Source organism: Klebsiella sp. 141162 (assembly GCF_050600755.1).
Classification (GTDB): Bacteria; Pseudomonadota; Gammaproteobacteria; order Enterobacterales; family Enterobacteriaceae; genus Klebsiella; species Klebsiella aerogenes.
In genome coordinates, this window is the sequence record NZ_JAQIRI010000001.1 from 413,359 (window position 1) to 436,866 (window position 23,508).

Below are 23,508 nucleotides of genomic sequence, written 5' to 3' on the forward strand. Positions count from 1 at the left end.
GACATATGACGCTCCGGCGAAACTGCCGGAGTGATTCTCCTGCACCCTACAACAACGAGGTCACCATGTCCGTTAATCACAAACAGTGGCTCGGTCTGCCGCTGAACCTTATCTGGGGATACGTCGCCATCGCCGTGTTTATGACCGGCGACGGTTTTGAACTCGCCTTCCTCTCGCACTACATCAAGGAGCTGGGCTTCAGCCCGGCACAGGCCTCTTTCGCCTTCACCCTCTACGGCCTCGCCGCTGCCCTCTCGGCCTGGGTCTCCGGCGTGGTCGCGGAAATCATCACCCCGCGTAAAACCATGTTTATCGGTTTTGTGCTGTGGTGCGTGTTCCACGTCCTGTTCCTCGTCTTCGGCCTCGGCCGCGCCAACTACGCCTTAATCCTGCTGTTTTACGGTATCCGCGGTCTGGCCTATCCGCTGTTCCTCTACTCGTTCATCGTCGCCATTATCCATAACGTCCGCAGCGACAGCTCCAGCTCGGCGCTGGGCTGGTTCTGGGCGGTCTACTCCGTCGGTATCGGCGTGTTCGGCAGCTATATCCCGAGCTTCACCATCCCGCACATCGGCGAGATGGGCACTCTGTGGCTGGCGCTGGCGTTCTGCGTCACCGGCGGACTGATTGCCCTGGCGGCGCTGCGCAACACCGAAACCCCGCGCCATATGCAGAACCTCACCACCCGCGAGAAGTTCTCCGAGCTGGGGCGCGCGGTGACCCTTATCTACACCAACCGCAGCATTATGCTCTCCAGCATTGTGCGCATTATCAACACCCTGTCGCTGTTCGGCTTCGCGGTGGTCATGCCGATGATGTTCGTCGATGAGCTCGGCTTCACCACTTCCGAATGGCTGCAGGTATGGGCGGCGTTCTTCTTCACCACCATCTTCTCCAACGTCTTCTGGGGTATCGTGGCGGAGAAACTGGGCTGGATGAAAGTGGTGCGCTGGTTCGGCTGCATCGGCATGGCGCTGTCGAGCCTGGCGTTTTACTACCTGCCGCAGCACTTCGGGCATAACTTCGCCATGGCGCTGGTGCCGGCGATTGCGCTGGGGATTTTTGTCGCGGCGTTCGTGCCGATGGCGGCGGTGTTCCCGGCGCTGGAGCCAAAGCATAAAGGGGCGGCGATTTCGGTCTACAACCTGTCTGCCGGGCTGTCGAACTTCCTCGCGCCGGCGATTGCGGTGGTGCTGCTGCCGCACTTCAGCACCATCGGCGTGGTGGTGGCCTATACCGCGCTCTATCTGCTGGCGTTTTGTCTGTGCCCGTTTATTCGTGTCGATCAGCCGGGCTTTGTCCGTAAGGCAAGCGGCGTCAGGGAAGGGGTAGAATATTCATAACGTTATCAGGGCGGGTATATCCCGCCCTGATGTTTTAACGCAGTAACATACAGTCCGGCGGCAGACGGCAGCGTAGCGCCTCGCCGAGGATTTCCATACGGAAGGATTTGCCGCTCAGCGGTTCTCCATCCAGGTTGAAGGTCATTTCATGGGCGGCGGTGACTTCAAACCACGGCGATACGCCGTCGATCAGATTTGGTGAATTATCGGGATTAGCGAGGGTGCTAAACAGCGCAGGCAGCAACTCTTCGCCGGTAAAAATACGCAGATGCAGTAGCCCGTCGTTAATTAATGCTTCAGGACACAGTTGCTGACCACCACCGGCCTGGCGGCCATTGCCGATGCCGATAACCAGCGCGTCGCCCTGCCAGTGAAAGTTCTCGCCGCGAATTTCGCAGCGGTCCGGCTTCAGGGTATCCATGCGCGTCAGGCCGTGAATCAGATAGGAGACGCCGCCGAGCGCGGCTTTTAGTTTTTCCGGCGTTTCGGTGGTGATACGGGTACCAAAGCCGCCGGTGGCCATATTGATAAATCCGGCCTCGTTATTCACGCGAACCACATCAATAGGGACGTCGCGCCCGGCTATCGCCAGCTTCAGCGCGCTGGCTAAGTCCTGCGGGATGCCGACGCTGGTGGCGAAATCATTGGCTGTGCCGAGGGGGAGTATTCCCAGCGCCATATTGCTGCCGCGCTGGACCAGCGCGGTGGCGACTTCATTAATCGTGCCATCGCCGCCGCCGGCAATCACCGTCGCCACCCTGAGCGTTTCGGCTTCCTCGACAAAACGAATCGCATCGCCTTTTTCCCAGGTCACGCGGACGTGTATCTCGATACCTTCTTCGCGCAGGAGATTAACGGCTTCGCGCAGTTGGGGCTCATTCGCGCCTTTACCGTTGAGAATTAATAAGCTGGCTGGAAATTGGGTCATCCTTTATCGCCTCATTCTTAGTCGTCATCCTCAGTGTATCGCATGAATGGCGTCATGGAATAAGAAAGTCGGGAAAATAGGATGCATAAAAAATAAGCCCGCGTAAGGGAGATTACGCAGGCTAAGGAGGTGGTTCCTGGTACAGCTAGCATTTATGGGTTATGTTTTTCAGCGAAATGGATGATACCTGCTTCGAACGTAACGGTATGTGATCCGATTCTAATATCCATACATAGTGAAAAAATAACGCCAATAAACTAATTTTTATGCGGATTGCGCGTCGACTCGCCGTTGAAGTTACGCATCAGCAAACCATACTCCAGCGCCATATCCTCCGGCAGCGGCAGCCAGACGATATAACCGTCTCCCGGCGCGACCGGCATTGCTTCGCCTTTGGCGTTCTCCATATGTTCGAGCGTAAAGTTGACGTTGCCTTGCGGAGTCATGACCTCCAGGCTGTCGCCGACCGAGAACTTATTTTTTACCGCCACTTCGGCCAGATTACCATTACGCTTGCCGGTGAATTCGCCGACAAACTGCTGGCGTTCGGAAACCGAGTAGCCGTACTCGTAATTCTGATAGTCGTCGTGGGTGTGGCGGCGCAGGAAGCCTTCGGTATAGCCGCGGTGAGCCAGACCTTCCAGCGTCTCCAGCAGACTGGTATCGAACGGTTTACCGGCGGCGGCGTCGTCAATCGCTTTACGGTACACCTGGGCGGTGCGCGCGCAGTAGTAGAAGGATTTGGTGCGGCCTTCAATCTTCAGCGAGTGCACGCCCATCTGGGTCAGGCGCTCCACGTGGGCGATTGCGCGCAGATCTTTGGAGTTCATGATGTAGGTGCCGTGCTCGTCTTCGAAGGCGGTCATATACTCGCCCGGACGTTTGGCTTCCTCAATCATAAATACCTGGTCGGTTGGCGCGCCGATACCGAGAGTGGGTTCAACGTTCTGCACCGGGATAGGCTCATGCTTGTGGACGATATTACCTACGTCATCTTCTTTGCCTTCCTGGACGTTGTACTCCCAGCGGCAGGCGTTGGTGCAGGTACCCTGGTTAGGGTCACGTTTGTTGATATAGCCGGAGAGCAGGCAGCGGCCGGAGTAGGCCATGCACAGCGCGCCATGGACGAAAATCTCGATTTCCATCTCCGGCACCTGGCTGCGAATTTCGGCGATCTCGTCCAGCGACAGCTCGCGGGAGAGGATCACGCGGGTTAGCCCCATTTGCTGCCAGAATTTCACCGTCGCCCAGTTGACGGCGTTGGCCTGTACCGACAGGTGAATTGGCATATCAGGGAAGTTTTCCCGCACCAGCATGATTAAACCAGGATCGGACATAATCAGCGCGTCCGGCCCCATTTCCACTACCGGTTTGAGATCGCGAATAAACGTTTTCAGCTTGGCGTTATGCGGTGCGATGTTAACCACCACGTAGAATTTTTTCCCTAGCTCGTGGGCCTCATTGATGCCGAGCTGCAGGTTTTCGTGGTTAAATTCATTGTTGCGCACGCGCAGTGAGTAACGCGGCTGGCCGGCGTAGACCGCATCGGCGCCATAAGCGAAAGCGTAACGCATATTTTTCAGCGTTCCCGCCGGGGAAAGGAGTTCCGGTTTAAACATGATTTTCTCGTTCTGATGACAGGTCAGACTCGCCGCACCAGGTGCGGCGATTCGGGGGAGTGTCCCCACATTAAGGGCGGGCATTGTAGCGCCGTGGAAAGAGGGAGTAAACCTTTGCGCCTCTCTGCTCTGAGAGGCGCAGAGGTTAGGCTATTCGACAGGCGTCCGCCTCCCAGCGATAGCCGACGCCGTAGACGGCGCGAATAAACGACTGCTCGGCATCCAGCGATTCAAGCTTACGGCGCAGGTTTTTAATATGGCTGTCGATAGTGCGGTCGGTGACCACGCGATAATCGTCGTACAGATGATTGAGCAGTTGTTCGCGGGAGAAGACTTTACCCGGCTCCTGAGACAGCGTTTTTAATAGCCGAAACTCGGCGGGAGTCAGGTCCAGTAATTTTTCGCGCCACGAGGCCTGGAAGCGGCTCTCATCAACGATGAGCGGGCTTTGCGCATCCAGCGCCTGCAGAGCGCGCTGTGGCTTGCAGCGACGCAGGATCGTCTTCACGCGAGCCACAACTTCACGCGGACTATATGGTTTGCAGATGTAGTCGTCGGCGCCGATCTCCAGCCCCAGCAGGCGATCGATCTCCTCGATTTTGGCGGTGACCATCACGATCGGTACATCGGAAAAACGGCGGATTTCACGGCACAATGTCAGGCCGTCGGTGCCGGGCAGCATTAAATCCAGCAGAATCAAATGCGGGGGCGTCTGGCGAACGTAGGGCAGTACCCGATCGCCATGCGCAATTAGCGTTGGCGCGTAGCTCGCGGCCTGCAAATAGTCGATCAACAACTGACCGAGCTTGGGCTCGTCTTCCACGATTAAAATACGCGGCGTGTTTTCATCAATGGGTAATTCGCTCATACGTCCCTCGATAAATCCTGTTCCAGAGGTAATTCTACTTTAATGCTAACCCCGCCAAAAGGCGAATGGCTGGCGTTCAGGCTGCCGCCGTGGGCCGCTACGATGTTCATACAGATTGCCAGCCCAAGGCCGGATCCGCCGCTGGCGCGGTTACGCGAACCTTCGGTGCGGTAAAAACGTTCACACAGCCGCGCCAACTGCTCGTCGCTAACGCCGGGGCCGCTATCGGCAAAATCGAGCGTCAACATGCGGCCGTTTTGTTTGGCGCTAATCAGCAGGCGTCCGCCGCGGTCGGTATAGCGCAGGCTGTTTTCCAGCAGATTATTGAACAGCTGCATTAGCCGATCGCGATCGCCGAACACGATAGCGTTATCCGGCAGCGAGACGCCGATGGTCAACCCGCGGCTGGCGAAACGTTCGCGGAACGCTCCTGCGGCGACCTCCAGTAGCGCAATTAAATCGACCGATTCTTTCTGGTAGGCTAACGCGCCTTCATCGGACATCGATAGCTGATGCAGATCGTCTACCAGCTTAGTGAGCGTGCCGACTTCCGCCTGCAGCGAAGAAATTGAATCCGGGGTGAATTTACGCACGCCGTCCTGAATAGCTTCCAGCTCGCCGCGCAGCACCGCTAGCGGCGTGCGGAGTTCATGCGAAATATCGGCCATCAAATCGCGGCGCATTTGTTGGTTGCGCTCAAGCGTACTGGCAAGCTGGTTGAAATCCTGCGCCAGACGACCCAGTTCATCCCCGCCGGTGACCGTGACGCGGGTAGAGAAATCGCCCGCCGCCAGCTTATGGGTACCTTCCACCAGCCGTTTGACCGGCGCCAGCAGCCCGCGGGCCAGCGGGAAGGTGGCCAGAGCGGCGAGGAGGGTGGCGAGGGCGACGATAAGCCAACTGGTGCGTTTTTGCTGGCGGTCGAAATTGATATCCGTGTTGCGCGTGAGTCGCTCGACCGGCGAGGCGATCACCGCCCCGACGGTCACGCCGTTGACGACAATGTTGCGCCGGGTGCCATCTTGCGGTACCGGCGCTCGCGGGCCTACCAGCACGCGCCCTTGTTGATCGACAACCCAAAATTGCGTGCGCCAACCGTGCGGCGGCATATCGGGACGCGGGCCAGGCCCGGGCATTGGCCCTGGCTCGCCGTGTGGGCCCGGACCACCCGGCGGGCGTTCGTCGTTATCCCGCTCGAAGGTGCGCAGTAACTGGAAGATAAAACGATCGTTATTGCGCAAAAACTTCCAGTCGCCGTGCTGCTCGTACTGTTCGCTCAGCGCGTCGCCGAGCATCGTTAATCGCTGTTCATTACCGCGTTTTATATAGTCGATAAAGCCGCGCTCAAAGCTGATACGTACCGCCCAGTGCATGCTAATCAGCAGCACGATACAGGTAGCGAAAATAGCCAGGAACAGCTTACCGGTGATACCCGGGCGCCAAAGTTTCACGATTCACTCCTTTTGCGTCGGCGGATGACGGTGTTGCTGCCGACATCGTTCGGTACGCGGGAAAAGATGAGCGCCGGGAGGGCGATAATCACCGCCATGCTCAGATAGGTGTAGAGGAAAACTTGATGAACGGCTGGGGCATCGGCGCTGATATGCTGCTGGCCGTACATGCCGAGCAGTAGCCCGGCGATGGTCACGCCGATACTCATCGAGAGCTGCATAACCATCGAGAGCAGGCTGTTACCGCTACTGGCCAACTCATCAGGCAGGTCTTTTAGCGTCAGAGTATTCATCGACGAGAAACGGCTGGAGTTAATCATGCCCTGCAGGAACAGCACTGGCGGCAGCAGCCAGTACCAGCCGGCCAGTGCGACGGCCATGAACAGCAAACTCACCAGCGCCAGGCCGAGGGTTGCGAAAACCAGCACGCGGCGATAGCCAAAGCGATTCACTACCTGCACCACGATGCGTTTCATCCCCATGCTGCCCAGCACCATCGGGATCATCATCAGCCCGGCGTGGAACGGCGAGAAGCCGAGGCCAATTTGCAGGAATACCGGGGTCATAAACGGCAACATCCCGCTGCCGATACGCCCGGCGAAGCTGCCGCCAAGACCGAGCGAGAAGGTTTTATTGCGAAACAGTTTGAGGCTAAACAATGCGTTAACGTTACCGCGGGCGTGCCACCAATAGAATCCCATCGCCATCAGGCCGCCGACGACCAGCACGGCGAGCAGCAGCGGCGAGATACCCAGCCCTTTTTTGCCGTCAAGCGCCAGCGTCAGGGCGGCCATTCCCACCGCCAGCAGAATAAAACCAAGAATATCAAAACGCCGGGTCTGCAGGGTGTAGTTTGGCATCAGGCATAACGTGGCGATAGCGCCGATGATACCTACCGGGATGTTAATTAAGAAAATCCAGTGCCAGGAAGCATATTCGACGAGCACGCCGCCAAGCGCCGGGCCGAGCAGCGGTCCAACCTGGCCGGGCAGGGTGACGAAGGTCATCGCCGCCATATACTGATCGCGTGGAACGATTTTCATCACCGTCAGACGCCCGACCGGTACCATCATCGCGCCGCCGACGCCTTGCAGCACGCGGGACATCACTAACTGATCGAGAGTGCTGGCCTGGGCGCAGAATAGCGAGCCGACGGTAAACAATACAATGGCGCTGAAGAAGATATTGCGCACGCCAACCCGGTCCGCCAGCCAGCCGCTGGCCGGCAGCATGACCGCCACCGTAAGCACATATGAGACCACCACCATATGCATGTGCAGCGGGCTCTCCCCAAGGCTTTTGGCCATCGAGGGGAGGGCGGTGTTAACGATGGTGGTATCCAGCGACTGCATAAAGAAGCCGAAGGCCACAATCCATAACTGCCAGCGTACGCTGGAGGGCAGATCTGTCATTTTATTCGCTTACCGGTTGAGCAGACTTGCGCGTAAAACGCAGCCGCAGACGATCAAAGAACAAATAGACCACCGGGGTGGTGTACAGCGTCAGCAGCTGGCTCATGACCAGACCGCCGACGATGGTGATCCCCAACGGCTGCCGCAGCTCTGAACCATCCCCGCCCGACAGCACCAGCGGCAGTGCGCCGAACAGCGCCGCCAGGGTGGTCATCATGATCGGGCGAAAACGTAGCAGGCAGGCCTCGAAGATGGCCTCTTCCGGCGGCAGATTACCGCTGCGCTGCGCTTCAAGGGCGAAATCGACCATCATGATGGCGTTTTTCTTTACGATGCCAATTAATAGCATGATCCCTATCAGGGCGATTAGGCTGAATGGGGCACCGAACAACTCCAGCGCCAACAGCGCGCCCACCCCAGCCGATGGCAGGGTAGAGAGGATAGTTAACGGATGCACGTAGCTTTCGTAGAGGATCCCCAGCACGATATACACCGTGGCGATGGCGGCGATAATCAGGATCACCTGTGAGTTCATCGTCTGCTGGAATACCTGCGCGGTGCCGGCAAACGATCCGCGGACGCTCGACGGCACGCCGAGCTGGGTCATCGCCCGGTCAATGGCGTCGCTGGCTTCCGATAGCGATTTGCCGGTTGGCAGGTTGAAGGAGATGGTCGAGGCGGCCGATAGCCCCTGATGATTGACCGAAAGCGGCGCGTTCGCCGGTTGCCATTTGGCGAAATACGACAGCGGAATGGGTTTGCCGTCTTTACTGATGACAAACATTTGTTCCAGCGCGCTAACGTCCTGGGTATAAAGCGGATCGACTTCCATCACCACTTTGTACTGGTTCAGCGGCTGGTAGATGGTCGAGATTTGCCGCTGGCCGAAAGCGTTGTTTAACAGACTGTTGGCATCCTGTACGCTGACACCCAGTCGTGACATGGTGTCGCGGTCGTAGACCAGATCCATCTCCGCGCCGTTATCCTGTTGGTCCGAGTTAACGTCGGCCAGTTCCGGCAGCGCCGCCAGTGCCTTGCGGATTTTTGGCTCCCATTCACGCAGCGCCGACAAATCGTCCGATAACAGAGTGTATTGATAGCTGGCATTCGACTGACGCCCGCCGACGCGGATATCCTGCACCGCCATCAGGAACAGATTAGCGCCGGGCTCTTTCGCCAGCTTTTTCCGCAGCCGGTCGATGATTTGCTGCGCGGTTTCATGGCGCTGCTCGCGCGGTTTCAGGGTGATAAACATCATACCGCTATTCACCCGCGAGCCGCCGGTAAAGCCGGTCACGTTATCGACCGCCGGATCCTCGCGGATGATCTTCATAAAGTCCTGCAGTTTGCCGCGCATCGCCTGGAAAGAAATGCTCTGATCCGCCTGAATGCCGCCCATCAGCACCCCGGTGTCCTGCTCCGGGAAGAAGGTTTTCGGAATGGCGATATACAGCCACACGCTGAGCGCTATCGTACCGAGCAGGACCAGGCCAGTCAGACGACTATGCTTCAGCACCCATTTTAACGATTTGCCATAGCCGCCCTGAATAGCGACCAACAGGCGGCCAAAGCCGCGATTGCGCGTTGGTTCATGAGGTTTGCCGCTTTTCAGCAGCCAGCCGCACATCATCGGCGTTAGCGTGAGCGATACGGCGAGCGAAATGCCGATCGCTACCGATAGCGTGACGGCGAACTCGCGCAGCAGACGGCCCGGAAGGCCGCCCATCAGCAGCAGCGGTAAGAACACCGCCACCAGCGACAGGCTCATCGACAGCACGGTAAAGCCGACTTCACGGCTGCCCTGTAACGCGGCCTGCAGCGGTTTCATTCCCGACTCAAGATGGCGGGAAATGTTTTCCAGCACTACGATGGCGTCATCAACAACAAAACCGGTGGCGATGGTCAGCGCCATTAGCGACAGATTATTAAGGCTGAAGCCGCATAAATACATGGCGGCGAAGGTACCGATTAACGATACCGGTACGGCGACAGCCGGGATAAGCGTTGCGCGCCCGGAGCGCAAAAACAGAAAGACCACCAGAATCACCAGCGCGACCGAGATCACCAGCGTTTGCTCGACCTCTTCAAGCGATGCGCGGATAGTGGGCGAACGATCCTGGGCAATCTGTAAATCGATGGCGGCGGGGATGGTACGCTGTAGCTCCGGCAGGCGGGCGCGAATGCTATCAACCGTTTGAATGATGTTGGCTTCCGGCAGCTTGCGTATCATCAGCAGGATCGCCGGTTTGGCGTTGGTCATTCCGGCGTTACGCACATCCTGCACTGAATCTGTCACTTTTGCCACGTCGCCAAGACGTACCGCTGCGCCGTTGTTGTAGTGGACGATTACCGGCAAATATTCCGCCGCGGTTTTCAGTTCATCGTTGGTCTGCACCTGCCAGCGATGGGTTCCATCTTCCAGCGCGCCCTGCGGGCGACGCACGTTGGCGTTGTCGATGGCGCTGCGCACGGCATCCAGTGAGACGCCCTGGTTAAACAGCGCCTGCGGGTTGAGATCGACGCGCACCGCCGGCAGTGAGCTGCCGCCGACGTCGACATCGCCGACGCCGTCGATCTGCGCGATGGTTTGCGCCAGCTGGGTTGAAGCGAAATCGTACAGCTCGCCCTGCGAATAGGTATCCGAGGTGAGCGTCAGGATCATGATCGGCGCATCGGATGGATTAGCTTTGCGATACGTGGGGCGGCTGGGCATCCCGCTCGGCAGCAGGCTTTGCGCGGCATTAATCGCCGCCTGCACGTCGCGGGCTGCGCCGTTAATATCGCGATCGAAATTAAACTCCATGATGATGCGGGTACTGCCAAGCGAGCTCGACGAGGTCATTTCATTGACCCCGGCAATGCGCCCCAGCGAGCGTTCCAGCGGTGTGGCTACCGACGAGGCCATGGTTTCCGGCGAGGCGCCGGGCAGCGAGGCGCTAATCATGATCACCGGGAAATCGACCTGCGGCAGCGGCGCGACCGGCAGCAGGCGGAATCCGAGGATCCCGCACAGGGTAATCGCCAGCGAGATAAGAATCGTCGCCACCGGACGATAAATGAAGAGAGCGAAAAACTTCACTTACGCCTCCTCTTCGCGGCGCGGGAAGCGGCTCTTCATATACAGCGATAGCCGATCGAACAGCAGATAAATCACCGGCGTGGTGAATAACGTCAGTACCTGGCTGAGCATCAGGCCGCCAACCATACCAATGCCCAGCGGACGACGCAGCTCGGCGCCGACGCCGGTACTGAGCATCAATGGCAGCGCACCGAGCAGGGCGGCGAGGGTGGTCATCAGAATCGGACGGAAGCGCAGCAGGCAGGCCTGATAAATGGCTTCGCGCGGCTGCATTCCCTGTTCGCGCTCGGCGGCGAGGGCAAAGTCAATCATCATGATGGCGTTTTTCTTCACGATACCAATCAGCAGAATGATGCCGATGATCGCAATTACATCCAGCTCGCTACCGGCCAGCCATAGCGCCAGTAGCGCCCCGACGCCAGCGGTCGGCAGCGTAGAAAGAATGGTGATGGGATGAATGAAGCTTTCGTACAGCACGCCGAGCACGATATACATGGCGACGACCGCCGCAACGACCAGCCAGACGGTGCTACCGAGCGCCGACTGGAACGCGAGCGAACTGCCCTGGAACTGAGTGCGGATGTCGCTTGGGAAATCCAGCGACTGCTCGGCGGACAAAATAGCCTCTACCGCTTCGCCAAGAGAGTAGTTGTCCGGCACGTTGAATGAAATGGTGGTAACCGGGAACTGATCGAGATGGTTGATCGACAGCGGCGTAAAACGCTGCTCGACGCTGGCGATAGACTTCAGCGGCACAATGCCGCCATCGCTGCTGGTGAGGCGAATATTATCCAGCGCCGCCAGCCCCGGCGTCGCCTGGGTGTCGTGCTCCAGCACCACGCGATATTGGTTGGCCTGGGTATAAATTGTCGAGATCAGCCGTTGGCCAAAGGCGTTATACAGCGCGTTATCGACATCCGCCATGGAAATACCCAGTCGGCTGGCGCTATCGCGATCGACATTGATATAAGCCGCGAGCCCTTTATCCTGCCAGTCGCTGCTGACGTCGGCAAGCTGGGGTAAGGATTGCAGGCGCGACAGCAATTGCGGCACCCAGTTGCTCAGCGCATCGAGCGAGTTAGCCTGCAGGGTAAATTGATACTGCGTTCGGCTGACGGTGGTATCAATAGTCAGATCCTGCGTTGGCTGCAGGTAGAGCTCAATGCCCGGTACGCTTGCCACCGCGTGTTGCAGGCGACTAATGACCGTTTGTACCCGATCGTCACGCTCATCCAGCGGCTTGAGGTTAATCTGCAGACGCGCGCTGTTCAGCGCCGGATTGGTGCCATCAACGCCGACAAACGACGTGAGGCTTTTAACCGCCGGATCTTTCAGAATCAGCTCGGATACCTGCTGCTGGCGTTGCGCCATACTGGCGAACGATACCGACTGCGGCGCTTGTAACGTGCCCTGAATAATGCCGTTATCCTGGATCGGGAAGAAGCCTTTCGGGATAAAGACCCATAGCAGAATCGATAACGCAAGGGTGCTTAACGCCACGCTCAATGTTAACCACGGGTGGTTCAGCACGCGGCTCAGCCAGCGACCATACACGGCAATCACCCGCTCGAAGAATCGCTCGCTGGCCCGCGAAAAGCGGTTTTGTTTGCGCAGCGATTCGTGACTTAACATCCGCGCGCACATCATTGGCGTCAGGGTCAGCGAGACCACCGCCGAAATCAGAATCGCCACCGCCAGGGTAATGGCGAATTCGCGGAACAATCGCCCAACGATATCACCCATAAACAGCAGCGGAATCAGTACGGCAATCAGCGAGAACGTTAATGAAATAATCGTGAAGCCGATTTCCCCCGCGCCTTTCAGCGCGGCGGCAAGCGGTTTCTCACCTTTTTCAATGTAGCGGGAGATGTTTTCGATGACTACGATGGCGTCATCGACCACGAAGCCGGTGGCGATGGTCAGCGCCATTAGCGTCAGGTTATTAATTGAAAAATCAAGGAACACCATAACCGCGAAGGTGCCGACCAGCGACAGCGGCACGGCGACGCCGGGGATGATAGTCGCCGGGACATTGCGCAGGAAGAGATAAATGATCATCACCACCAGAGCGATGGCGAGCAGCAATTCGAACTGCGTATCGCTGACCGACGCGCGAATATTGGTGGTGCGGTCAGAAAGCACCTGTACCTTAACGGATTTAGGCAGGCTCTCTGTGAGCTGCGGCAACATCTGGCGGATGCTGTCGGCGGTGGCGATGATATTCGCTCCCGGCTGGCGCTGGACGTTCATTACGATCGCCCGCTGCTTATTGGCCCACGCACCGAGCCAGGCGTTCTCGGCGCCCTGTTCGATGGTCGCAACATCGCCAAGGCGGATCGGCGCGCCGTTCTGATAGGCGATAATCAGTCGACGGTAATCTTCCGCCGACTGCATCTGATCGTTGGCGGAAAGAGTGACCGCGCGGGCCGGACCGTCAAGGCTACCTTTTGCTGAATTCACGTTGGCGCTGGTAATGGCGGTACGCACGGTTTCGCTGGTCAAACCTAACGCGGCGATCGCCTGGGCATTGAGCTTAACGCGCACAGCAGGGCGCTGGCCGCCGGCCAGCGTCACCAGACCGACGCCGGAAACCTGAGAAATCTTCTGCGCCACCCGAGTTTCCACCATATCTTCGACCTGCGTCATCGGCATTGCGCTGGAGGTGACGGCCAGGGTCATGATCGGCGGATCCGCCGGGTTCACTTTGCTATAAACCGGCGGGTTGGGTAAATCAGACGGCAGCAGGTTGGTGGCGGCGTTAATAGCCGCCTGCACTTCCTGTTCGGCAACATCCAGCGCCAGGGTCAGCTGGAACTGGAGGGTGATGACCGACGCGCCGCCCGAGCTTTGTGAGGACATCTGTTTAAGGCCGGACATCTGGCCAAACTGGCGCTCCAGCGGCGCGGTAATCGACGACGTCACCACATCCGGGCTGGCGCCGGGGTAAAGCGTCACCACCTGAATAGTGGGGTAGTCCACTTCCGGCAGCGCGGAGACCGGCAGGAAGCGATAGCCGATGATGCCGGCCAGCAGAATGGCGACCATCAAGAGCGTTGTCGCTACCGGACGCATAATAAACAGCCGGGACGGACCGCCCGTACTGCTTGGGGGTAAGACTTGCATCAGGCGCCCGCTCCGTTTTTACCACTCTGGCGGGCGGCGGGTTGTTCCTCCGCGGCGCTGTGAGCTTCGACGACTTCGACCTTGGCCCCTTCGGTCAGGCGGTCGATACCATCGGTCACCACCCGGTCGCCTGCTGACAGCCCGGCGTTAATCACCACTTTCTGGCTATCCTGAATACCCGGCGTGACCGTATGTTTACTGACTTTATTCTCACTGTTCAGCACCCACACGAAGTGCCCCTCGTTGCCCATTTGTAGCGCGGCGGTGGGGATCACGACCGCATCCTGCTCGGTATCCACTAGCATTCTGGCGTTGACGAACTGATTCGGGAACAGAGCATCATCGAGGTTATTAAAGCGCGCCTTAAGCTTAATAGTGCCGGTGGTGGCATCGATTTGGTTATCGAGGCTCAGCAGGTTGCCAGTGCTGATCTTCTGTTTATTGGTACGATCCCAGGCCTCAACGGTCAGCGTTTTCCCGGCCTTTTGCGCCTGTACCACGGTGGCGATATCGCTTTCCGGCAGGGTAAAGACCAAATCGATAGGGTGGGTTTGCGTGAGTACGACAATGCCGGTGGTGTCGCCACTGGAGATTTGGTTGCCGATGTCGACCTGTTTCAGGCCCACGCGTCCGTCAATCGGCGCGGTGATGCGGGTCCAGTCCAGCTGCAGTTGCGCACTGGCGACGGCGGCCTGATCGGCTTTAACCGTACCGGCGGATTCAACCACCAGCGACTGCTGCGTATCCAGCTCCTGACGGGAGATAAGGTTGGTTTTGACCAGTTGTTGATAGCGGGCGAGATCTCGGCGCGCGTTTGCGAGGGTAGCGTTATCTTTGGCAAGCTGGCCCTGCGCCTGGGCCAGCGCGACCTTGAACTGGCTGGGATCGATTTGCGCCAGCAGATCGCCGGCTTTTACCTGCTGACCTTCCTGGAAATGGATACTCAGCAACTGACCGTCAACCCGACTGCGCACGGTCACGGTGTTCGCCGCGGTGATAGTCCCCAGGCCAGTAAGATAGCGGGGGACGGATTCGCTGGTGGCGGTTGCCGCCTGCACCGGGGCCAGCGTCGCCCCAAAACGCCCATGACGCGCCCCGGCAGGCGGTTTTGCTCCTTGTTGACTTGCGCCAGCAGCGCCTGCGGTTGTTTCTTCAAAGCGATCGTGCCAGAACCAATAGGCGGCTCCCGCCGCCAAAATTACCGTCAGGACTATTCCCCAACGAAGTGTGTGACTACTTTTCATTATTTTGCTATCTCATCCTGAAGCTTTCGCTGAATGATACTAGTTTAGTAACGGAACGCCCCGCAAAAATGGAGGAATTATGAAAAGCGCGTATGGAAAGGTCTGAATTGGCGGGCTTTCACGAGGAGGCTCGCAAAGCCGAACGCTGAAAAGAAATGTGTCGGACGCGGCATGGTAACGTCAGCTTGATTTAGCGGAGGCTAAATACAGGAAAGCCCCTCCTGAGGAAGGGGCCTTAAATAAGGAAAGGGTTATGATGAACCTGGTCATCATACTGGTGATACTCTTAGTGATTAGCTTACCGGCTTACTAAGACGCCAGGGGGAGGAGAAATCCTCCCTTACCCTTCATCCTGCAAATTAGGACGAAAAAGCGGCAAAGTCAACTCAGGTTACCGAATGGCGCTCGCGTTTCAGGCGAAAACCACCTGCGCCCAGCGGGCAAGACCGGCGGTCACGGAACCAAAATCATCGCCGCCGGCGATCGGTATCCCCGGCAGCTGTGCGGCCAGCGCCTTCTTAATTAATGGCGATCGCGCGCTACCGCCGGTGAGATAGATAACGTCCGGGGTTTCATGGCTGCTTTCCAGCGCTAACTTTACCTGCTCCATAATGCGGGCCAGCGGTTGATTGAGCGCCTCTTCCAGCCCCTGCTGGCTGATAGCGGTCGCCAGCTCATCGCTAATAAACGGCAGTTCGGCGTTGAAATCCTGCTGGGCGGAAAGGGCTATTTTGCTCTCTTCCGCGCTGCGCACCAGGCGATAGCTCAGACGCTGACGCCATACTTTAAGCAGCAGTGCGACCTTGTCGGCATCGCGGGCGTCGCGCAGCAGGTCATTGAGCATACGGCCGTTGGCGGCGCTATAAAAATCGCTTTGCGCCGGGACGTCATTAATCGCCACTGCATTCCACCAGGGCAGTACCGGCAACGCAATGCCTTTTTCCGTTTCACCGCCCATACCGAGTAACGGCATCAGGCATTTGAAGGCCAGGGCGATATCCAGATCGTTACCACCGATACGGCAGCCGCTGTGGCCGAGCAGGCTAGCCTGACGGTCAGCTTTCTGCCGCCACTGCGGCCCCATCAACAGCAGCGAGCAGTCGGTGGTGCCGCCGCCGATATCGACGACCAGCACGCGTTTTTCGTCATCGAGGGTGGCTTCAAAATCTAATCCCGCCGCGACGGGTTCAAACTGAAATACGACATCGTTAAATCCAGCGCGTTTCGCCGCCCGCTCAAGAATTCCTTGTGCCTGAGCGTTGGCGTCATCGCCGCCAAGCCCCTGGAAGTTAATCGGTCGACCAATGACCGCCTGGGTAATCTGTTCGCTTAGCTGAGACTGCGCCTGCTGCTTAATATGCAGCATCATCGCGCAGACCAGATCTTCAAATAACGCAACCTGCTGGGGTTTAAGGCCATTGGCGCCAAGAAACGATTTTGGCGACTTAACGAAGTAGACCTCTTCCGGATCGTCAACGTATTGATGCAGAGAGGCGAGTCCGAACTGAACGCTGTTGCCCAGGACTTCGATATCTTCATCACGGTTATAATTAATGGCGCGACGCAGCAGCGCCTGGTTTTCCGCACCGTCGGCCGGGACATTGTGGTGGCGGTATAGCCATTCGCTGACCGCTTCGCGCGTCGGAGCGCAAAGCATCGATGGCAACAGCGGGCTACCATTTTCCAGCGTTAAAAGCCGTGGGCTGTCACCCTGCATAACGGCGACCGAACAGTTAGCGGTACCATAGTCAAAACCAATAAACATAACCGGAAAAATCCCCATGCCAGTGAAGAAGGGGGGCGACTTTAGCGGATTGCCGCCATGCCGACAACTGGAATTTAAAAGCAAGGCGTATCTGGCGCAGAGCATCTATGCTTGTTGCGATCAATAAGGAGAGTGCATGACATTATTACCCTGGCAACCGCCTTATGACTGGCGATGGATGTTCGCGTTTCTCAGCGCGCGTGCGGTAGCGGGAATTGAAAGCTTCCATGAAGATGAATATACCCGCAGCTTTAGTATCGATGGGCACAGCGGATTGATTACCGTTAAAGCGGATGAATGCGGGCAGGGTTTCCGGGTGATGCTCTCTCGCGGACTATTACCGGTAGTAGACCAGTGCCTGGCGCGCGTAGCGCAACTGTTTGATTTAGCATGCGATCCGTTTGAGGTCACGCAAACCTTAGGCAAACTGGCGCAGCCGCGGCCTGGGTTACGCTTGCCGGGCGCGCTGGATGCGTTTGAACAGGCGGTGCGCGCGGTATTGGGGCAACTGGTGAGCGTAGCGATGGCGGCGAAGCTGACGGCCAAAGTGGCTGCGGCCTACGGGCAGCCGTTAAGCGAAGCGCCAGGCTATGTTCTCTTCCCTGACCCACAGAAACTGGCGCAAGCCGATCCATTGGCGCTCAAAGCGCTAGGTATGCCCCTTCGCCGCGCGGAAGCCTTGATTCACCTTGGCAAAGCGGCATTGAGCGGTGAATTGCCGTTGACGGCGCCTGCTGATATTGCAACCGGTATGAAGCGATTGCAGAGTCTGCCGGGCATTGGTCGCTGGACGGCGAATTACTATGCGCTGCGTGGTTGGCAGGCAAAAGATATTTTTCTGCCCGATGACTATCTGATTAAACAGCGTTTTCCTGGAATGACGCCCGCGCGTATCGCGCGCTATGCCAGCCGCTGGCAACCCTGGCGCTCCTATGCGTTGTTGCATATCTGGTATACCGAAGGCTGGACGCCGGACGAGGAATAGGCGTACAGGGCGCATATCACTGGTATCGCCGCCCTGAAATCCCTATAATTGCCGCGTTTGACGGTCAAACGTCACCCTCCATCTACATCCAGGTTAATCAGGTCGCAAAAATTTATGACTGATACGTCTCATCAGTGCGTCATTGTAGGCATCGCCGGCGCATCGGCTTCGGGCAAAAGCCTTATCGCCAGCACACTTTATCGTGAATTACGTGAACAAGTTGGCGATGAGCATATTGGCGTTATTCCAGAAGACAGCTATTACAAAGATCAAAGCCATCTGTCGATGGAAGAGCGTGTAAAAACCAACTATGACCATCCGAGCTCGATGGACCATAGCTTGTTGTTCCAGCATTTACAGACGCTGAAAAGCGGCCAGCCAATTGAATTACCCGTGTATAGCTACGTTGAACATACGCGTATGCCGGAAACGATTCATATTCAACCGAAGAAAGTGATCATTCTGGAAGGGATCCTGCTGTTGACGGATGCCAGACTCCGCAATGAATTAAACTTCTCTATTTTCGTCGATACGCCGCTGGATATCTGCCTGATGCGCCGCATCAAGCGTGATGTTAACGAACGTGGTCGTTCCATGGACTCGGTGATGGCGCAGTATCAGAAGACGGTGCGGCCAATGTTCCTGCAATTTATTGAACCTTCCAAGCAATATGCCGACATTATTGTCCCGCGCGGCGGTAAAAACCGTATTGCCATCGATATTCTGAAGGCCAAAATCAGTCAGTTCTTTGAATAACACGTACTAATTGTGTAACGTGCAAAGAGAATCCCAATTGCCCTTATTCCCGGAAAGCGTAAGGGCTAGATGCCTTAAAGGAGAAAGCTCATGCGTCTGTGTGACCGAGATATAGAAGCCTGGTTGGATGAAGGGCGCCTGGCAATCAGCCCACGTCCGCCGGTGGACCGAATTAACGGTGCGACCGTTGACGTTCGCTTAGGCAATAAATTCCGTACCTTCCGCGGTCATACGGCGCCATTTATTGACCTGAGCGGCCCTAAGGCGGAAGTGAGCGCGGCGCTGGACCGGGTCATGAGCGAAGAGATCGTATTGCCGGAAGGTGAGGCTTTCTATCTTCATCCTGGAGAGTTGGCGCTGGCGGTGACTTATGAGTCTGTAACGCTTCCGGCAGACCTCGTCGGCTGGCTTGATGGCCGCTCGTCACTGGCGCGTCTCGGACTTATGGTTCACGTCACTGCGCACCGAATTGATCCGGGCTGGTCTGGCTGCATCGTGCTGGAATTCTATAATTCCGGCAAGCTGCCGTTGGCGCTGCGCCCGGGAATGCCCATTGGCGCGTTGAGCTTCGAGCCGCTTTCTGGCCCGGCGGCACGGCCATACAACCGCCGTGAAGACGCCAAATATCGCGACCAGCAGGGCGCGGTGGCTAGTCGAATCGACAAGGATTGATAAAGTAAGCGGCTAATAGAGGATGTCATGAGACGAATTCTGACCACGCTGATGATCTTGTTGACCGTCATTGTCGCGGGACTCACTGCGCTGGTGTTGCTGGTCAACCCTAATGACTTCCGCAACTATATGGTGCAGGAAGTGGCGGAGCGTAGCGGCTATCAACTGAAGCTTGATGGTCCGCTGCGTTGGCATGTTTGGCCGCAGTTGAGTATTCTCTCCGGCCGTATGGCGCTAACGGCGCCAGGTGCTTCCGAACCGGTCGTGCGTGCTGATAATATGCGTCTGGATGTTGCGCTGATGCCGCTACTTTCTCATCAACTGCAGGTCAAGCAGGTGATGCTGAAAGGCGCGGTCATTCAGCTTACCGCGAAAACGGAAGCGGTGCGTGACCAGAACGCGCCGGTGGTGCCGCATGACAATACGTTGCCTCAGGCGCCGCAAGATCGCGGTTGGTCCTACGATGTCCGTAAGCTGCAGGTAGCCGATAGTGTCCTGTTCTTCCAGCATGAAAATGGCGAACAGATCACCGTGCGCGACATACGCTTACAAATGGAGCAGGATGACAACCATCTGGCGACGGTTGATTTCTCCGGCAGGGTCAATCGCGATCAACGTGACCTGGCGTTGTCCTTTACTGCACAGGTTCAGGGCGGTGATTACCCTCATTCTCTGAAAGCGGATTTTTCGCAGCTCAACTGGCAGGTACGCGGAGCGGAGCTGCCGCCGGATGGCCTCAACGGGCAAGGAAGTCTGCAAGCAAGCTGGATTGAAGAGGCGAAAAAACTCAATTTCGACAATCTCCATCTCACGGCTAATGGCAGCGCAATTACCGGTAGTGGTAGCGTTGTGTTGGGGGATAAACCTGACTGGGTGCTAAACCTGCAGGCGACCACCCTGAATCTGGACAGTTTGCTTGCGCAAAACGCGGCGGCTAATGAAGGCAATGCTGATCAGCGTGGGCAAAGCCAGCCGAGACAGCTGCGCCCCGTGATTGCCGATAGCGATATCCAGCAGGATTATCATAGTTTGCTTGGCTTTAACGGCCAGCTCGCGCTGTCGGCGGATCAGGTGCAGTGGCGTGGTATGCGATTCAGCCAGGTGAAGAGTGATATCACGAACCAGCAGGGGCTGCTGACGGTGAAACAACTGCAGGGCAGTCTGGGCGAGGGGCGTATCTCGTTACCTGGAGTGCTGGATGTTCGGGGCAATACGTCCCATGCCGCTTTCCAACCGCAGTTAGATAATGTGGAAATCGGTACCATTTTGCAGGCCTTCCACTACCCGATTAGCCTGACGGGAAAATTATCCCTGAATGGCGATTTCTCCGGCCCGCGCATTGATGCAGATGACTTCCGTCGTAACTGGCAGGGACAGGCACAGCTACGAATGAAGGATACGCGTACCGAAGGACTCAACTTCCAGCAGCTCGTACAGCAGGCTGTAGCGAGGAGCACCAACGTACAGGCGCAAGAAAACTTCGATAATGCGACTCAGCTTGACGCGTTAAGCAGTGATTTAACCCTGAATAATGGCCAGATAACGCTTAACGGCTTGCAGGGACAGTCCGCAATGATGGCGTTGAACGGGCAAGGTAATCTGAATCTGCAAGCAGAGGATTGCGACATGCATTTCAACGTGCGGGTGTTAGGCGGCTGGAAAGGTGAAAGCAAGCTGATTGACCGCCTCAAGCAGACGGCAATCCCGCTGCGTATCTATGGTAAGTGGCAGTCGTTAAGCTATAGCCTACAGGTAGATCAGATCCTGCGTAAGCAGTTGCAGGACGAAGCCAGACAGCGTTTGAACGAGTGGGCTGAACGCAATAGTAATAGTCAAAACGGCAAAGATGTGAAGAAGCTGCTCGATAAGCTGTAACCATCATCAGCCGCCGCGAGCAGCTTGCGGCGGCTGAACCGCTTTATTCACACTTCATAATCTAATTCATCTTCTACTTCAACAGGCGGGATAATTTGTACTTTCTGCACTCGGTGGCTTTCAACTTCCAGAGTTCGCAGGGTATAACTGCCAATCTTCACTTCTTCACCTGCGGCTGGAATATGCTGCAAATATTCCATCAATAAGCCGGCTATCGTGTGGTATTCGCGTTTATCATCCAGCGGCAGCGGAACGTACTGAACCAGATCCTCCAGCGGCATATGGCCGTTAGCGGTCCAACTGCCATCGGCGTTTTTGTGAATATCATGACGAGCATCGATCTCTTCCACTTCATTAGGCAGATTACCCGCAATGGTTTCCATAACATCGCTGATAGTCACCAGCCCTTCAACGGAGCCAAATTCGTCGACCACAAAAGCAAAGTGCGTCCGCGCCTGGCGAAACTGCTCCAGCGCCGGGAGTAGCTGCAAGGTTTCCGGAAAAATAAGCGGTTGTCGTAGCAGAACGTGTAAATCAAGCGGCTCATTGCGCAACGACTGCTGTAGCAGGTCGATAACATGAACAACCCCTAACAGATCCTCGTTATCGTTGCCGCCGGTGACGACGATACGGGTATGCTGGTTTTTCTCCAGCAGCGCGCGGACTTCCTCTTCGGGCGCGCTTAAGTCGATGTGCTCGATATCATGACGTGAAGTCATGATGCTGCTGACGGTGCGTTGATTCAGATTCAGTACGCGCTCAATCATTAAGCGTTCCTGCGGATTAAACAGCGGGTTTTCCCCTTGATCGGCGACCATGGTTGCCGTCTCGGCATCAAGCTCAGCATTCTCCTTACGTCCGCTTAGTAGATTCATCACCGCCTCAGTCGTCCTCTGCCGCATAGTGAGATTGGCCGAGAGGAAGCGCCGGCGATTAAAGATAGCTAACTGATTGAACGATTCGATCATCACCGAGAAACCAATAGCGGCATACAGATAACCTTTCGGGATTGGGAAGCCAAACCCTTCGGCGATCAGGCTAAAACCGATCATCAGCAGGAAACTAAGGCATAGGATGACAATCGTGGGGTGGCTGTTGACAAAGCGGGTCAGGGCTTTGCTGGCCATTAACATCAGCGTAATGGCGATAATAACTGCGGCCATCATTACCGCCAGATGATCAACCATACCAACCGCGGTAATGACTGAATCCAGCGAGAAGATAGCATCTAGCACGACTATTTGCGCCACCACGCCCCAGAACTTCGCCCCTTTACGCTGGGTGGGATTATTACTGTCTTTCCCTTCCAGCCGCTCATTAAGCTCAACGGTGGCTTTAAACAACAGGAACAGCCCGCCGAATAACATGATCAAATCGCGGGCGCTGAAGCTTAAATCATGCCAGTTGAAGAGCGGCGTGGTGAGGGTGACTAACCAGGAAATTGACGCCAGCAGAACCAAACGCATCACCATTGCCAACAACAGACCGGTAACACGCGCGCGATCGCGCTGGGCAGGGGGAAGCTTTTCGGCAAGGATAGCAATGAATACCAGGTTATCTATCCCCAGAACCAGTTCGATAACCACGAGCGTAATGAGACCAGCCCAGATAGAGGGATCGGCAATCCATTCCATAATCAATAAGAACCTTTACAACATAATCGTATCATCTATCGATCATGGATAAGCGCCAGGTAAAATGCAACGACTTATGGTGGAGATGCGTAGCGGGTTAGCGTACAAACGAAAGTTATAACGTAATAAACTATGGTTAAATATCGGGCCTTTAAGATCTATTTGGGCTGATTTGGAATTAATTAGAAATCCACACAATTACTGTGCGGTAATAGCAAGGATAAGAAAAGATTATTAACCGTGGCCAACACCAAAATATTGGCGTATTTTTCAGCAAGTTGTTATTTAGGGGAAAATTCCTACTGAATTCCGTAGCTTGTCAGGCCTCTCGTTTAATAAGACCCTTAAGATGGCTTATTGTTGCATAAAAGCAGCAGTATCAGCGATGGACAATGGGTTAAACTGCGGGTAAGAAGGTTAGTCAAGTTAGCCTTTTGTCCAAAATTTAGACGATTTTACTAATTACTATCGCCAAATTGCTATTTCACATGGTATTTGACTTTTTCTGAAGTGTCTTGCCATGGCGATTTTTAAGAAAAAAGGTGTTTAATCTGCAAAGGAAGTTGCTTATCGCCAGGAACGCTTTCCAATTATTATTGTTAAATAACAATGAATTAAGCGCTGCTTTTGCTCTGCTCCCATGAATGCCAATTGACCAGGACAAGTGTGTGAGAATTTTCTTAAAGCTACCTGTCAGCTAGCATTTTTTGCGTGTATTCTTGGACTAAGAGAGTAATTTAGGATTTTGGTTAAA

General features: G+C 56.2%; 16 protein-coding genes. 6 read left to right on the forward strand and 10 right to left on the reverse strand.

Features of this window, described 5'->3' with window-relative positions; all coding sequences use genetic code 11:
- Nucleotides 1-65: 65 nt before the first annotated feature.
- Nucleotides 66-1,343 carry an RbtT/DalT/CsbX family MFS transporter gene (locus tag PGR23_RS01890; RefSeq protein WP_165430571.1) on the forward strand — a complete coding sequence of 426 codons (1,278 nt, stop codon included), beginning with the start codon at nt 66-68 and terminating at the stop codon, nt 1,341-1,343.
- A gap of 34 nt (nt 1,344-1,377) precedes the next feature.
- Here PGR23_RS01890 and yegS read toward each other — a convergent pair whose 3' ends face one another.
- The 8 genes from yegS to PGR23_RS01930 all read right to left on the reverse strand — a co-directional run bounded on the left by yegS (nt 1,378) and on the right by PGR23_RS01930 (nt 15,067).
- Nucleotides 1,378-2,271 (reverse strand): lipid kinase YegS, encoded by an 894-nt coding sequence (gene yegS, locus PGR23_RS01895; RefSeq protein WP_015706070.1) that lies wholly within the window; start codon nt 2,269-2,271, stop codon nt 1,378-1,380.
- A gap of 257 nt (nt 2,272-2,528) precedes the next feature.
- A complete protein-coding gene (gene yegQ / locus PGR23_RS01900) occupies nt 2,529-3,890 on the reverse strand; it encodes a tRNA 5-hydroxyuridine modification protein YegQ (protein WP_032714942.1) in 1,362 nt (453 codons plus the stop codon).
- A gap of 145 nt (nt 3,891-4,035) precedes the next feature.
- Nucleotides 4,036-4,758, reverse strand: a complete 723-nt coding sequence (gene baeR, locus PGR23_RS01905) for a two-component system response regulator BaeR (protein WP_045391890.1) — start codon at nt 4,756-4,758, stop codon at nt 4,036-4,038.
- Entirely contained in the window at nt 4,755-6,209 is a 1,455-nt protein-coding gene (baeS, locus tag PGR23_RS01910) for a two-component system sensor histidine kinase BaeS (protein WP_045391887.1), read from the reverse strand. The genes baeR and baeS overlap by 4 nt, the downstream gene beginning before the upstream one ends.
- Nucleotides 6,206-7,621, reverse strand: coding sequence for an MFS transporter (locus tag PGR23_RS01915; RefSeq protein ID WP_047046441.1), 1,416 nt, complete (start codon nt 7,619-7,621; stop codon nt 6,206-6,208). Before PGR23_RS01915 ends, baeS begins: the two co-directional genes overlap by 4 nt.
- 1 nt (nt 7,622) lies before the next feature.
- On the reverse strand, nt 7,623-10,700 hold the full coding sequence (gene mdtC / locus PGR23_RS01920; protein WP_289578132.1) for a multidrug efflux RND transporter permease subunit MdtC: 3,078 nt from the start codon (nt 10,698-10,700) through the stop codon (nt 7,623-7,625).
- Nucleotides 10,701-13,823 carry an MdtB/MuxB family multidrug efflux RND transporter permease subunit gene (locus tag PGR23_RS01925; RefSeq protein WP_289578133.1) on the reverse strand — a complete coding sequence of 1,041 codons (3,123 nt, stop codon included), beginning with the start codon at nt 13,821-13,823 and terminating at the stop codon, nt 10,701-10,703.
- Nucleotides 13,823-15,067 carry an MdtA/MuxA family multidrug efflux RND transporter periplasmic adaptor subunit gene (locus PGR23_RS01930; RefSeq protein ID WP_289578134.1) on the reverse strand — a complete coding sequence of 415 codons (1,245 nt, stop codon included), beginning with the start codon at nt 15,065-15,067 and terminating at the stop codon, nt 13,823-13,825. The genes PGR23_RS01925 and PGR23_RS01930 overlap by 1 nt, the downstream gene beginning before the upstream one ends.
- A gap of 253 nt (nt 15,068-15,320) precedes the next feature.
- Between PGR23_RS01930 and PGR23_RS01935 the strand changes: the two genes are divergently transcribed.
- Complete coding sequence (locus PGR23_RS01935) at nt 15,321-15,380, forward strand: type I toxin-antitoxin system Ibs family toxin (RefSeq protein ID WP_108418926.1); 60 nt, start codon at nt 15,321-15,323, stop codon at nt 15,378-15,380.
- A gap of 99 nt (nt 15,381-15,479) precedes the next feature.
- On the opposite strand, the gene yegD is transcribed toward PGR23_RS01935, so the two are convergent.
- Entirely contained in the window at nt 15,480-16,832 is a 1,353-nt protein-coding gene (gene yegD, locus PGR23_RS01940) for a molecular chaperone (protein ID WP_047078113.1), read from the reverse strand.
- Nucleotides 16,833-16,968: 136 nt separating this feature from the next.
- Between yegD and alkA the strand changes: the two genes are divergently transcribed.
- From alkA to asmA, 4 genes are all read left to right on the forward strand, one after another.
- Nucleotides 16,969-17,817 (forward strand): DNA-3-methyladenine glycosylase 2, encoded by an 849-nt coding sequence (gene alkA / locus PGR23_RS01945; RefSeq protein ID WP_396279537.1) that lies wholly within the window; start codon nt 16,969-16,971, stop codon nt 17,815-17,817.
- 114 nt (nt 17,818-17,931) lie between these two features.
- Nucleotides 17,932-18,573, forward strand: a complete 642-nt coding sequence (gene udk, locus PGR23_RS01950; protein WP_015365789.1) for a uridine kinase — start codon at nt 17,932-17,934, stop codon at nt 18,571-18,573.
- A gap of 90 nt (nt 18,574-18,663) precedes the next feature.
- Nucleotides 18,664-19,245 (forward strand): dCTP deaminase, encoded by a 582-nt coding sequence (dcd, locus tag PGR23_RS01955; RefSeq protein ID WP_015365790.1) that lies wholly within the window; start codon nt 18,664-18,666, stop codon nt 19,243-19,245.
- 27 nt (nt 19,246-19,272) lie between these two features.
- Nucleotides 19,273-21,120, forward strand: a complete 1,848-nt coding sequence (gene asmA, locus PGR23_RS01960; RefSeq protein WP_396279538.1) for an outer membrane assembly protein AsmA — start codon at nt 19,273-19,275, stop codon at nt 21,118-21,120.
- A gap of 47 nt (nt 21,121-21,167) precedes the next feature.
- Here the strand turns inward: asmA and PGR23_RS01965 are convergent, their stop codons facing one another.
- Nucleotides 21,168-22,754, reverse strand: a complete 1,587-nt coding sequence (locus PGR23_RS01965) for a TerC family protein (protein ID WP_047046458.1) — start codon at nt 22,752-22,754, stop codon at nt 21,168-21,170.
- Between the last annotated feature and the right edge of the window lie 754 nt (nt 22,755-23,508).